13 protein-coding genes and 1 pseudogene are annotated in these 12,600 nt (G+C 72.3%); 8 read left to right on the top strand and 6 right to left on the bottom strand.

The annotated features are described in order from the left end of the window. The first annotated feature begins 50 nt into the window (after window positions 1-50). Together ACH4U7_RS28885 and ACH4U7_RS28880 are read left to right on the top strand one after the other, a co-directional pair. Complete coding sequence (locus tag ACH4U7_RS28885; protein WP_398530742.1) at window positions 51-1,115, top strand: aldo/keto reductase; 1,065 nt, start codon at window positions 51-53, stop codon at window positions 1,113-1,115. Window positions 1,116-1,147: 32 nt separating this feature from the next. Further along, window positions 1,148-1,447: a putative quinol monooxygenase gene (locus tag ACH4U7_RS28880; protein WP_398530741.1), complete on the top strand. Its 300-nt coding sequence runs from the start codon at window positions 1,148-1,150 to the stop codon at window positions 1,445-1,447. 25 nt (window positions 1,448-1,472) lie between these two features. Here the strand turns inward: ACH4U7_RS28880 and ACH4U7_RS28875 are convergent, their stop codons facing one another. After that, complete coding sequence (locus ACH4U7_RS28875; RefSeq protein ID WP_398530740.1) at window positions 1,473-2,228, bottom strand: hypothetical protein; 756 nt, start codon at window positions 2,226-2,228, stop codon at window positions 1,473-1,475. Window positions 2,229-2,333: 105 nt separating this feature from the next. Here ACH4U7_RS28875 and ACH4U7_RS28870 point away from each other — a divergent pair, with 105 nt between their 5' ends. Both ACH4U7_RS28870 and ACH4U7_RS28865 read left to right on the top strand, forming a co-directional pair. Beyond that, window positions 2,334-3,293, top strand: a complete 960-nt coding sequence (locus ACH4U7_RS28870) for a D-2-hydroxyacid dehydrogenase family protein (protein WP_398530739.1) — start codon at window positions 2,334-2,336, stop codon at window positions 3,291-3,293. Window positions 3,294-3,305: 12 nt separating this feature from the next. Then, a pseudogene (locus ACH4U7_RS28865) lies at window positions 3,306-3,413 on the top strand (RNA-guided endonuclease TnpB family protein); the annotation flags it as partial. A gap of 291 nt (window positions 3,414-3,704) precedes the next feature. Here ACH4U7_RS28865 and ACH4U7_RS28860 read toward each other — a convergent pair. Genes ACH4U7_RS28860 through ACH4U7_RS28850 form a run of 3 tightly spaced genes read right to left on the bottom strand, consistent with a single transcriptional unit; the run spans window position 3,705 to window position 6,857 of the window. Then, window positions 3,705-4,502: a hypothetical protein gene (locus ACH4U7_RS28860; RefSeq protein WP_398530738.1), complete on the bottom strand. Its 798-nt coding sequence runs from the start codon at window positions 4,500-4,502 to the stop codon at window positions 3,705-3,707. Then, on the bottom strand, window positions 4,495-5,937 hold the full coding sequence (locus ACH4U7_RS28855; protein ID WP_398530737.1) for an ABC transporter permease subunit: 1,443 nt from the start codon (window positions 5,935-5,937) through the stop codon (window positions 4,495-4,497). The genes ACH4U7_RS28860 and ACH4U7_RS28855 overlap by 8 nt, the downstream gene beginning before the upstream one ends. Further along, complete coding sequence (locus ACH4U7_RS28850) at window positions 5,934-6,857, bottom strand: ABC transporter ATP-binding protein (RefSeq protein ID WP_398531022.1); 924 nt, start codon at window positions 6,855-6,857, stop codon at window positions 5,934-5,936. The genes ACH4U7_RS28855 and ACH4U7_RS28850 overlap by 4 nt, the downstream gene beginning before the upstream one ends. Before the next feature lie 363 nt (window positions 6,858-7,220). Between ACH4U7_RS28850 and ACH4U7_RS28845 the strand changes: the two genes are divergently transcribed. From ACH4U7_RS28845 to ACH4U7_RS28835, 3 genes are all read left to right on the top strand, one after another. Further along, window positions 7,221-8,390 carry a sensor histidine kinase gene (locus ACH4U7_RS28845; protein ID WP_398530736.1) on the top strand — a complete coding sequence of 390 codons (1,170 nt, stop codon included), beginning with the start codon at window positions 7,221-7,223 and terminating at the stop codon, window positions 8,388-8,390. Further along, a complete protein-coding gene (locus tag ACH4U7_RS28840; RefSeq protein WP_398530735.1) occupies window positions 8,387-9,100 on the top strand; it encodes a response regulator in 714 nt (237 codons plus the stop codon). The genes ACH4U7_RS28845 and ACH4U7_RS28840 overlap by 4 nt, the downstream gene beginning before the upstream one ends. Window positions 9,101-9,654: 554 nt before the next feature. Further along, window positions 9,655-9,963, top strand: a complete 309-nt coding sequence (locus ACH4U7_RS28835) for a hypothetical protein (RefSeq protein WP_398530734.1) — start codon at window positions 9,655-9,657, stop codon at window positions 9,961-9,963. A gap of 116 nt (window positions 9,964-10,079) precedes the next feature. Here the strand turns inward: ACH4U7_RS28835 and ACH4U7_RS28830 are convergent, their stop codons facing one another. Continuing rightward, window positions 10,080-10,445 carry a PH domain-containing protein gene (locus ACH4U7_RS28830; protein WP_398530733.1) on the bottom strand — a complete coding sequence of 122 codons (366 nt, stop codon included), beginning with the start codon at window positions 10,443-10,445 and terminating at the stop codon, window positions 10,080-10,082. Window positions 10,446-10,502: 57 nt separating this feature from the next. Beyond that, on the bottom strand, window positions 10,503-11,834 hold the full coding sequence (locus tag ACH4U7_RS28825) for a FlgD immunoglobulin-like domain containing protein (protein ID WP_398530732.1): 1,332 nt from the start codon (window positions 11,832-11,834) through the stop codon (window positions 10,503-10,505). 257 nt (window positions 11,835-12,091) lie between these two features. Here ACH4U7_RS28825 and ACH4U7_RS28820 point away from each other — a divergent pair, with 257 nt between their 5' ends. Beyond that, window positions 12,092-12,547 (top strand): hypothetical protein, encoded by a 456-nt coding sequence (locus ACH4U7_RS28820; protein ID WP_398530731.1) that lies wholly within the window; start codon window positions 12,092-12,094, stop codon window positions 12,545-12,547. Window positions 12,548-12,600: the final 53 nt, after the last annotated feature.

The raw sequence follows: 12,600 nt of genomic DNA, 5'->3' as shown, positions 1-12,600 counted from the left end.
ACGGTTCCGGCGCGACACCTCTCATCCCGTCTCATTCAGGAGAACCTGCTGTGACCACCACGACCGTGGGCGGCCTCCCCGCCCTCCCCCTCGGCACCACCGGCATGGACATCACCCGGGTCGGCTTCGGCTCCTGGGCGGTGTCCGGGGCCAACTGGCGCTTCAGCTGGGGAGCCACCGACGACGCCGAGTCGATCGCCGCGATCCGCCACGCGGTCGCCTCCGGCGTCAACTGGATCGACACCGCCGCCGTCTACGGGCTCGGCCACTCCGAGGAACTGGTCGGCAAGGCCGTGGCCGACCTGTCCGAGGGCGAGCGCCCGTATCTGTTCACCAAGGCGGGGCTGGTCTGGGACCCGGCCGATCCGAAGGCCGCGCCCCGCCGGATCATGAAGCCCGCCAGTGTGCGCCGCGAGATCGAGGACTCGCTGCGGCGGCTGGGCGTCGACCACATCGACCTGTACCAGGTGCACTACCCGGACACCGGCGAATCCCTGGAGTACGCCGGCGGCGGCTTCGGCGCGGTGTCCCCGAACGCCACGCCGCTGGAGGAGTACTGGCAGGTCATGGCCGATCTGAAGGCCGAAGGCAAGGTCCGGGCGATCGGCCTGTCCAACCACTCGGCCGAGCAGTTGGCGGCCGCTGAGCGGATCGCCCACGTCGATGTCATCCAGCCGCCGTTCTCGGCCATCAACCGCTCGGCCGCCGCCGAGATCGCCTGGGCGCACGCCCATGAGACCGGCGTGATCGTGTACTCCCCGCTCCAGTCCGGGCTGCTGACCGGCGCCTTCACCGCCCAGCGGGCGGCGGGCCTGTCCGCCGACGACTGGCGCTCCGCCCACGCCGACTTCACCACGGGCCTGGCCGCCAATCTCCAGCTGGCCGACGCGCTGCGGCCCGTCGCCGAGCGGCACGGGGCCTCCGTCGCCGAGGTGGCCATCGCGTGGGCGCTGGCCTGGCCCGGTATCACCGGGGCCATCGTCGGCGCCCGAAAGTCCGGCCAGGTCGACGGCTGGATCGGGGCGGGCGGTGTGGAGCTTGCGCGGGCCGATCTGGACGAGATCGCCTCCGCCATCACCGCGTCCGGCGCCGGTACCGGACCGGCCCGCCCCTGACCGCTGTCCCGGCAGTCACAGGAGGCCCCGGCATGTCCCTTGTCGTCGTCGCCGAGTGCGTGGCCGAGCCAGGGCAGGAGGACCGGCTCCGCACCGCCCTGGAAGCGTTGATCGAACCGTCCTTGGAGGAGCCCGGCTGTCTCGCCTACCGGCCCTACGCCGACCCCAACAACCCGGGTCACATGGTGGTGGTGGCGGAGTGGACGGACCCCGAAGCCCTCGCCCGGCACGGCACCACCCCGCATGTCTGCCATGCCCGGCAGGTGCTTGACCTGGTGCTCGCCGAGCCGATGGCCGTACGAAGGCTGATGGCCGCGCGGCCGCCGGGGTGACCCCGGCCGGACGCGCGGGGAGGCATCAGGACTTGGCGTCTGAGGACTCGGTGTCTGAGGGCTTGGCCTTCTCGGGCTTGGCGTCCTTGGGCTTGGCGTCCTTGGGCTCGGCCTTCTCGGGCTTGGCGTCCTCGGGCTCGGCGTCCTTGGCCTTCGTGTCCTTGGCCTTCGTGTCCTTGGCCTTCGTGTCCTTGGCCTTCGTGTCCTCGGGCTTCCTGTCCTCGGGCTTCGTGTCCTCGAAGTAGGTGTCCAGGACCGCGTCGAGTTCCGCCGTCCACTCCTTGAGGGCCTTCCTCGACGACGCCGCGACATCGGCCGAGTACCAGCGGCGGGCGGTCGTGTAGACCGTGACGGAGAACCTGCGCCCGAACCGCGGGGTGTCGATCTCGACCGCGCCGACCTCGCTCCAGTCGAACTCGGCCGTCTCGCCGTCCAGCAGGAGGGTGACACCGCGACGGCCGGCGCTGATCGAGCCGCGGTGGTCGGAGGCCTTGAAGACGGGGCCGTCGGCCTCCTCCTCGTCTCCGTCCTCGGCCTTCGCCTCGGCGTCGGCGGTCTCGGCCTCGGCGGTGTCCTCTTCGGCCGCGTCCGCGGATTCGGCCCGCTCGTCATCGACGTCATCCACGGCGACCGCGGCCTCGTCAGGGACGGCGTCCTCGGGTGACGGCTCGGCTGCCTCCTTCGGCTCATCAGGGCGCGGGGCCGTGATGCCCGGGATGTACGCCGGATCGAACCCGGCGGCGGGCACGGGCGGGGTGCTCGGTCCTATGCGCTGCTCCACGGCGGGCAGTATGGCCGATAAACCTGTGCCGGGAACAGCCTCACAGGCCGTGCCCGGACAACGAAACGGACAACATAACGCGGAAAACCGCGGTGAGGGAGCGGAATGAAGCTGCGCTGTGCGGTGCTCGACGACTTCCAGGGGGTGGCCATGACCAGCGCCGACTGGACGCCTGTCCTGGATCGGGTGGAGGTGGTGAGCTTCACCGAGCACTTCGGCACCGAGGATGAACTCGCCGCGGCTCTGGCCGACTTCGACCTCATCGTGACCTTGCGCGAGCGCGTGGCCTTTCCCGCCTCGCTGCTCTCCAGGCTGCCCAAGCTGAAGCTGCTGATCGCCTCCGGGATGCGCAACTCGGTGATCGACTACGCCGCTGCCGAGCGCCACGGCGTGACGGTCTGCGGCACCGCCAGCTCCCAGGCGCCGCCGGTCGAGCTGACCTGGGCGCTGATCCTCGGCCTGGCCCGGGGCCTGGTGGTCGAGAACACCGCGCTGCGTACGGGCGGGCCCTGGCAGAGCACGGTCGGCGCGGATCTGCACGGCCGTCGGCTGGGGCTGCTGGGCCTGGGCAAGATCGGCAGCCGGGTGGCGGGGATCGGGCAGGCCTTCGGGATGGAGGTGACGGCCTGGAGCCAGAACCTGACGCGGCAGCGGGCCGACGAGGTCGGGGTGGCGCTCGCCGGTTCCAAGGAGGAGCTGCTGGCCTCCAGTGACGTGGTCTCCATCCACCTCGCGCTGAGCGACCGCACCCGCGGGCTGCTGGGCGCCGCCGAGTTGGCCCTGCTCAAGCCGACCGCGTACCTCGTCAACACCTCCCGGGCCGCCATCGTCGACCAGGACGCGCTGATCGACGCCCTGCGGCGCGGCGCCTTCGCCGGGGCGGGGGTCGATGTGTTCGACGTCGAACCGCTTCCGGCGGACCACCCCATGCGCACCGTGCCCCGGCTGCTGGCCACCCCGCATCTGGGCTATGTCTCCCAGGACAACTACCGCCGGTACTACGGCGAGGCCGTCGAGGACATCCGCGCCTTCCTCGACGGCTCGCCCGTACGCGTCCTCGGCTGACGCCCGTACGCCTTCCGTACGGTGATGTCGGTGGACATTCCCCAGGGGCGTGACCTTCAGATCAAGCGAGTGCACCGCCGCTGGGGCATGGTCAACATCCCCAAGGTCGGCCGCAGTCGTCAGGCGCACTCGTGGCGTCAAGCCCGCCACCGCAGGGTAGGTGGGAATCTCCCGGCTTCAGCCGGAAGAGCACTTCAATTCCCGCCCGAGGACGAGGCATGGGCATCGGGCCATATCCCGGGCGGTGACGTACGGGTCATTCCCGGCGAGTGGGGCCATCTGACGGGCGCCGGAGCCAACCCCGACGACGTCGAGTTCATCGGCGGGCCGTACGGGAACTGCTCGCGTCACCCGGGGAAAACTGACGCGGTCCCCTTACGCGTCGCGTCACGCGTCGCGTCACGCATCCCGTCACGCATCCCGGAACCGCAGCCCCGCCCACCCCACGGCCAGCGCCGCCCCGGCCCAGGCGGCGAGGACGCCGAGCCCCGCCCACGGGCCGAGTGGCGCGGGGCCGGTGCCCGGGAGGGTGGTCTGGGCGGCGAGGCCGGCGCTCATCGGCGAGGCCTTCTGGACCAGGTGAAGGGCGTGCGTGGACATCGGGACGACCTTCGTGGCCAGAAACGGGCCGTACAGCAGCGCCGCCGTGGCCCCGACGGCCACCCCGGCGTGCCGGAGCACGGCGGCCACCCCGGCGCCCAGCAGCGCGACCAGCGCCAGGTACAGCAGGGTGCCGACGGCCGCACGCCACAGCTCCGGGTCGGACAGGGCCGCCGTACCGTACCCCCGCCCCGCCAGTACGGCCCGCCCGGCCAGCACCGACCCGAGCACCCCGGGGACACCGGCGCCGAGCACCGCCGCGGTCACGACGGCGGCCTTCGCTGCGAGGACGCCGGTCCGTCCCGGGTGCGCGGCCAGCGTCGTACGGATCACCCTCGGCTGGTACTCGGAGGCGACCAGCGCCACCCCGACCGCGAGGGCGGCGAGTTGCGCGGCGTAGACGCCCGACAGAACGAGCGCCACCGGGTCCGCCGGGGTGTCGCGGGGGCGCCCCTGGCCCGCGGCGGTGAGCGCGGTCACGCCCGCCATCAGCGCGGCCAGGGCCGCCAGGGTCCACAGCTGGGACGGCACCGTGCACAGCTTGGTCCACTCGGCGCGCAGCGCCCGCCCTGCGCTCAGTCCCCGCCCGGCGCGCCGCGCCTCACGCATCGCGCCTGCCCTGCACCCAGAACGCGGCGCCGAGGGCCACCGCCGTGTACCCGCACAGCACGGCGAGGCCGCCCAACGGGCTGATCGCGTCGCCGAGCTGGTGGATCGTCTGGCGTACGGCCAGGCCCGCGATCGGGGTGGCCCGGTTGACCCAGGTGTTGACGCCGATCGAGCTGACCTGGGCGACGATCGGAACCACCAGGAACACCGCGAAGAGCAGGATCACCGCCCCCGCCGTACGCCGCAGCAGCACACCGACACCCAGGGAGAACAGCGCGATCAGGGCCATCGCCGCCGCCGTGCCGACGACCGCGCGCAGCACCGTCGGGTCACCGAGGGACGGGTCGGGGAAGAGCGGCGGCCCCATGCCGTTGCGGCGCTGGATCGGCCGGGTCAGCAGGAGCGCGGTGACGCCCGCGGCGAGCCCTGCGGCGAACACGGTGGACGCCAGCACGACGGCCTTGGCGGCCAGCACCCGGGCGCGGTGCGGGGAGGCGCTGAACGTCGTACGGATCGTGCCGGTCCGGTACTCGGCGGTCATGGCGAGCACGCCCAGCGCGATCACCGCGATCAGCCCGAACTCCGTCCCGGAGAGGCTGTTCTTGACCCGGTCGAAGCCATGGAGCTCGCTGCCGACGCCCGCCAACCCGACACGGCCCAGGTCGCCGCTCCCGGTGACGGTGAACGTGCCGCCGGCGCGCCGCAGGGTGCCGGGGGCCTCGGCCGCCGTACGGATCTCCACGGGCGGGCCGGCCGTCACGGGGGCCTCGGCCACGTCCGTCAACCGCCAGTCGTCCGCAGTGAAAGCCCCTGCCGGGGCCAGCGCGACATGGTCGAAGACGGCCCGGCCGATCGTGGGACGGAAGCCGCCCAGGATATTGCCGGGGCCCGCCAGGCGCTCATGGTTGCGCCCGTGGGAGGCCACGAACAGCCCCGTCTGCGCCTTGTCCGGCAGCGCGCGGGCGGTGAGGGTCCCGACCTTCCGCCACGTACGGCCGTCCGCCGACTCGTACCCGGTCACATCCCGCCCCGAGCGGGTCAGCCGCAGCCACACGGGGGCGTTGGTGTCGCCGCCGCCGGTGATCTCGGTCTTCGCGTCGGCCAGCATCCGTACGCCGTGGTCGGGGGTGACCATCAGGGCGACGTAGGAGGAGCCGCTGGCCGTGGACGCCTTGATGACGACGCCGGACTTCGCCCAGGGGGCGCTCTCCTTCTGTCGCGCGACGCGCGCGGTGACGGAGCCGTCGCCGGCGAGTCCGCGGTGTACGAAGCTGAAGTGGTCGACGGTCTGCGGGGCGTCGTTGGCGTTGCCGTGGCCGCCCTGCGCGGCGAGATAGCCGATGAGGACGGTCAGGGCGACGGCGGCCAGCAGGGCGACGGCGGTGCTGCGCACCGATATCAGCTTGGTCCACTCGGCGCGGATAGCGCGTATCACGAGCCCTCCTTTGCCCGGAACTCCCCGGCGTCCCGAGTCAGCTCGAGATAGGCCTCCTCCAGTGAGGCGCGATGCGCCGCCACCTCCGAGAACGGCACCCCGCCCGCGCCGAGCAGCGCCACCACGCGCTCGGCGGCCAGCCCGTCCACGGTGAGCCGGTCGGGCCCCAACACCGCTACCTCGGCCCCGGCCCCGGTCAGCGCCGTCACCGCTTCCGCGCGGCGCGGGGTACGCAGCGTCACGCGCCCCTTGGACGCGGCGGCCAGCAGCGTCGCCACATCGGTGTCCGCGAGCAGTCGGCCCCGGCCGATGACGATGACGTGGTCGGCGGTGTCCTCCAGTTCGCTCATCAAGTGGCTGGAGACCAGCACGGTGCGCCCCTCGGCGGCCAGCGACCGCAGAAAGCCACGGATCCACTGGATGCCCTCGGGATCGAGCCCGTTGACCGGCTCGTCCAGAATCAGCACCGGCGGATCGCCCAACAGCGCCGCCGCGATACCGAGCCGCTGCCGCATCCCCAGCGAGAAGCCCCCCGCCCGCCGCCGCGCGGCGGACGCGAGCCCGACCAGCTCCAACACCTCGTCGACCCGCCGTGCGGGCAGCCCGTTGTACCGCGCCAGCCACAGCAGATGGCTGCGCGCCCGACGCCCGGGATGCACCGCCTCGGCATCCAGCAGCGCCCCGACGACCTTCAACGGCTCGCGCAGCGAGGCGTACGGCCGGCCGCCGATCATGGCGGTGCCCCCGTCCGGGGCGTCGAGCCCCATCACCATCCGCATGGTCGTCGACTTCCCCGCGCCATTGGGCCCGACGAACCCGGTGACCAGCCCGGGCCGCACCGCGAACGTCAGCCCGTCCACGGCCGCCGTGGGCCCATAGCGCTTCCGCAGTTCGTGGGCCTCGATCGAGAGGCCCGTCATGGTTTTCGCCATGTCCAGGGACGCTACGCAGCGGTGTTCGGCAGGCCGTCACGCCGGTGGGGAATCTTTCCGGCCCGGGTGTCCCCCGCACGGGGGACGGCAGGGAGCGCCGCACGCCGCATAATGACCGGCGTGAGGTGGAGAAAGCCCCTGGCCGGCGTGGCGGAGCGGGCTGCGGGGCGCGTAGCGGCTGGGACAGCCGGGCGTGGGGCGGCGGGGCGCGCTGCTGACGGGGGCGTCGCTGACGGGCGCGGGGCGGCTGAGCGCGCAGCGGCGAGGCTCGCCGCCGACGGGCGCGGGGCGGTCGGGCGTGTCGCTGACGGGCGAGGGGCGATCGGGGCGCGCAGGGCGGCGGGGCGTGGGGTGTCGGCGCTGCGGCGGCTCGGCCGGGCGCCGGACCTGCCGCTCGTCGCGGCCGCGGCGCTGTGCGCCGCCGGGCTGCTCCAGGCCGTCGTACCCCTCGACGACCGGCCCCCGGCCGCCGACATCCCACTCACCCTGGCCCTGGTCCTCGGCTCGACCGCACCGCTCGCCTTCGCCCGCAGCCAACTCCTCCCCGCCGCCTCGGCGGTGACGGCCGCGGTCCTGCTGACCCCACTCAGCGGCCGGCTGCCCTGCGCCGCCGCGCTGCCCGCCCTCGCCGCACTGCTCTATCTGACCGGACTGCGCCGCTCGCCCCGCACCACGCTCCTGCTCGCCGTCCCCTTCGTGGCATACACGGTGGGCCCGGCCCCAACCGCGGCGGGCGGCAAGCCCTTCGGCGTAGCCCTGCTGGTGGGCGCCGCGGCCGCGCTCGCCGCCGGCGCGGCACGGCGGGCCGGCGGCGAGGCCGCCGCCCGGTCCGCGGCCGAGGGGGCGTACGCGCACACCGTGCTGGAACACGCGGCGCGCGGCGAGCGGGCCCGGATCGCCCGCGAGCTCCACGATGTCGTCGCCCACCACATCTCCACCCTGTCCGTGCAGGCCGAGACCGCCCGGCTGACCACCCCCGGGCTGCCCCCGCTGGGCGCCGAGCGGCTACTGGCGATCGGCGACACGGCCCGGCAGGCGCTCACCGAAATGCGCCGCCTGCTGGGCGTGTTGCGCGACGACGCGTCGGCCGAGGCGCCCGCGACGCGCCGGCCACAGCCCGGACTCGACCAGCTGCTCACCCTCGTCGACGAGGCCCGCGACACCGCGGGCGGCGGGGTCCGGCTCGTCGTACGCGGCCGGATCACCCCCCTGGACCCGGGCCTGCAGCTCACCGCCTACCGCATCGTCCAGGAGGCCCTGACCAACGCCCGCCGACACGCCCCCGGCGCACCGGTCGACGTCGAACTCCACTACGCCGAGGACGCACTGCGCGTCACCGTACGCGACATCGGCGCGGGACCAGCCCTCACCGACCCTGCTTCCACCCCCGACGCCGGCCACGGCCTCCTCGGCATGCGCGAACGCGTCGCCATGGCCGGCGGCACCCTGCACACCGAACACGGCCCAGCGGGCGGCTTCGTCGTCGCGGCCGAACTGCCGCTGCGCGAGGCGGCCGCATGACCGTACGCATCGTCATCGCCGACGACCAGGACGTGGTGCGCGCCGGATTCGGCGCACTGCTGGACACCCAGCCCGACCTGTCCGTCGTCGGCAGCGCGGCGGACGGCGCCGCGGCGGTGGGGGTCTGCCGCGAGACGCGCCCCGACGTCGTCCTCATGGATGTGCGTATGCCGGTCCTGGACGGCATCGAGGCCACCCGCCGCATCATCGCGGGTGCCGGGGCGGGTGCCGGGACCGGCGCCGGACCCGGCCGTGGCCCGCGCATCGTCATGCTGACCACCTTCGACCTCGACGAGTACGTCTACGACGCCCTGGCCGCCGGCGCCAGCGGCTTCCTCCTCAAGGACATGACCGCGGAACGCCTCTTCGAGGCCGTACGCGTGGTCGCCGCCGGCGAAGCCCTGCTCGCCCCCACCGTCACCCGCCGCCTCATCGGCGAGTTCGTCCGCCTACGCCCCCACACCGCCGAACCCTCCCCGCTCGCCCTCCTGACCCCGCGCGAAACCGAAGTGCTCCGGCTCATCGCGGAGGGCCTGTCCAACGCCGAGATCGCCGCCCGCCTCACGGTGAGCGCCGAGACCGTCAAGACCCACGTCAGCCGAGTCCTGGCCAAACTCGGCGCCCGCGACCGGGCCCAGGCGGTGATGCTGGCGTACGAGTTCGGGCTCGTCGTGCCCCGTTCGGGCGGGCCATGGAAGGGGCCCTGGTAGCCCTGCCGTTGTAGACCTATCTCGTATCGAGATCGATGAAGTGACAGGCATGTGTTGGACTCATCGATCGCCCGCGCGTGAGACTGCGAGGCATGACGAGTCGAACCCAGAACCACCCCCAGCCGACGCGCCGCACCCTTCTCCGCGGCGCAGGCCGCCGCGTGGCCGACCGAGTTCCCGCTCCCCGACGGTTTCATCCCTGAAGGGATCACCATCGGCCACAGGCCGTACGCCTATATGGGCTCACGCGCCAACGGCGCGGTTTACCGCACCGATCTGCGCACGGGCAAGGGCCGAGTCATCCATAAGGGCACCACGGGCACGGTGGCCGTGGGGCTCAAGCTGGACGAGGACGGCTTGCTGTACATCTCAGGCGGCGGCGCAGGGACCGCGCGGGTCGTCTACCGCGCGGCCGCGCCGGAGAGGTCCGCCGCCTGCGGCTCGGTGGCGACTGGGTACAGACGCCCAACGTCTACAACGCCAACGGCGTCGTCGGCACCCTCGACGGCCGAGGGCTGATCGTCGTCAGCAGCTCGCCCGGCAGGCTCTACCGCGTGGACCTGAGGAGCGGTCGCGCCAAGGAGATCGCGCTCGTCGGCGCGGCCGACGTGGCCAACGGCGACGGCCTCCTCCGTATCGGCCGCACACTGTACGTGGTACAGAACCGGCTGAACCTCATCAGCGTCTTCGACCTCGACACCAGAGCCCGCACGGCGACGTTGCGCCGCACGATCACCGACCCCCGCTTCGACGTCCCCACCACCGTCGCCCGCTGGGCCGACCGCCTCTACCTCGTCAATGCCCGCTTCACCTCGCCCCAGACACCGGAAACGACGTTCAACGCCGTCGCCGTCCCCCTCTGAGACGAGGCGGCCCGCTCGCCCTCCTGAGCAGTGCGGTAGGGGTGATCGGTACAACCCGTCTGATCTGCACCCCGATACCGCCCGCTCAGCCCCCATGCGGAATCGTGAAGACCTCGCTACTTCGCCACGAACTGCGTCAGGATCGCCTGCACCTCATAGATGTCGACCCCCTTGGTGAAGGTCTTCTCGATCGGGGCGGCGGTGCCGGAGATCCAGATCTTGAGTTCCGCGTCGAGGTCGAAGGTGCCAGCGGTCTCGACCGCGAAGTGGGTGATGCTCTTGTACGGGACGGAGTGGTACTCCACCTTCTTGCCGGTGATGCCCTGCTTGTCGACGAGGATGAGTCGGCGGTCGGTGAAGAGGATGGTGTCCCGTATCAACTGATACGCGGCCTGCACCTGCTCACCCTGTCCCAGCAGCCGCTCGTAGTCCTTCTGCGCCGCCGCCGGGTCGACAGTGTGTGCGTTGCCGAACAGTGCCATGTCAGCCCCCATTTATCGTCGTTGTGCGATTTCCGTATGTATGCCGTGTCCCGCCGGTCAGGCGCCGCTTACGACGATCTCCCCGGTGGTGGTGCTCGTGCCCGCGCCCTCGACGGCCTTGGCGGTCAGCGTCCAGGTGTGGCGGCCGTTGGCGGTGTACGTGCCCGCGTCGGTCTTGCCGTCCCACGCGACGTCCGCCTGGGGGCTGCCGCTCCCCGTGAGGGTGCGGACGGTGCGCCCGCTCGCGTTCTTGACGGTGAAGGTCCAGGTCACCGGCTTGTTGAACTGCCAGGTGCTGCCCCAGGGCGGGTTGTCCACGTCCAGGGAATTGTCGTCCACATCGGACTCGATCTTCGCCAGGGACTGGCTGGGCACCCCGCTGGGCACGACGTGGATGGCCTTGGCGGGGTCGACGTACGCGATATCGCCGCCCCACTTGTCCACGGCCCAGGTGAGCCGGCGCTGGTCGGCCGTATTACCGGCCGGCAGGTCCGCGATCGGGCGCGGGGCGGTCGCGGTGCCTGTGTGGAAGTCCGTGAGCAGGAGGTGGCCGGCGGTTCGGTCGTGGCGGACCAGGTAGCCGTCGCCTACCAGGGCGGGTCCTGAGGGGACGGTGAAGCTCTTCTTCGCCGTGCGGTCGTACACCCCGGCCGGGCTGGCCGTGCCGCAGCTCCAGTAGACCCAGCGGCCCATGACCTGCAGTTCCTTGATGACGCAGGGCGCGCCGGTGGCGACCGTCTCGACGAGTTTCTTCGTCTTGATGTCGGTCTGGGTGACCGTCCCGGCGGTGGAGCCCGCGGCCCACAGCCGGGTGCCCCATACGGAGGCGGCGGTGATGGAGCGGGTGATCCGGACGTCGGTGGTGCGGTACGGCTGGAGGTCGTCGAGGTACTGCTTGCTGGTCGACTGGGCGTTGTGGAGGAAGTAGCGGCCGGTGACATCCACGATCCGGGCGCCCGTCACGGCCGGTTCCACGCCGTGGTAGGAGTTGGGGCTGGTCCGGATCTGGACGTATTCCTTGTCGTCGTTCACGAAGACAAGGCCGACGTCGCCGTTGCCGGAGCCCATCAGCGGGACGCAGTCGCCCGCGTCGCACGGCACGCGCTTGATGTGGTCCCCGTCGGCGAACGTACCGGCGTACATCATCGGGACCCGGGTGGCCGCGGTCGACCCGTCCGGAGCGACCCGCCGTGTCATGACGTACTGCTCGCGGGACGCGCTGTGCTCCACGGTGGTCAAGGTGCCGCCCGCGAAGTCGATGCCCCAGACGCCGTCCGTCTGGATCGGCAGCGGGGTGTCCGCGGCGTTCGCGCCGGTGGTCGAGGTGGCGCTCGCGACGAGGGCGACGATGGCGGCGGCAAGTAACGGACGACGGGCAGGGCGTCTCAAAGGGGCCTCCCAGAACGGTGGATTCCGCCGTGGTGGCGGGGGTGAACCAGGTCCTCGGGTGTGGGGCCCCGTATGCGCCTCGAGGGCGAGTCGGACGGAGCGTAGCAGTGGGGCGGCAGCGGAAGCTTCTGTTCAGCGGGCGGGCACTGACATTTGTCATCGACAGGTGGTGATGGCCGGATCTGCCCTCCGCGGCGGGCGATCGGCAGGATCGAAGTGTCAGCAGGAAGCGCGACACCGACCACCGAGGGACGGACATGAACGCCACCATCACCAAGCAGCGGGACCGGGTCCAGGCCACGGCGCCCGCCGCGGACCTCGCGGACGTCAAGCCGCTGCCGGTGTGGTTCTTCGCCTTCGAGGGCGTGTGCGGCGCGGCGTACGACCTGTGTCACGCCTGGTCGGGCGCCTGGATGGTGATCGCGGCCTTCGCCGCCGTCAATATCGTGGTGGGGCTGACCGTGCTGCGCCGCCGGATGAAGCTGGTGCGGGCGATGCTGAAGAACTCCCGCACCCGGAAGATCGCCTTCGGGCTGATCGCCCTGCGTCTGGGCGCGCATGCCGCCCTGGGGGCGGTCGGCGCCGAGGTGACGTCGGTGGCGGGGCATCTGGCCTTCGCCACGGTGATGTGCGGGACCACGATGGCCCTGCTCTACGTCGACCAGCGCATCGCCTTCAAGGCTCTGGGCCTGCGGCCCGCGCCCGCCGTCTGAGCGGAAACGTAAAGGACCCGGCAGGGGAGGGCATCCCCCTGCCGGGTCGTCAG

Origin of the sequence: Streptomyces sp. NPDC020845, from assembly GCF_044334165.1 — a bacterium.
Lineage (GTDB): Bacteria > Actinomycetota > Actinomycetes > Streptomycetales > Streptomycetaceae > Streptomyces.
The sequence above is the reverse complement of the archived record's forward strand: the minus strand, read 5'-3'. Positions and strand labels throughout refer to the sequence as shown.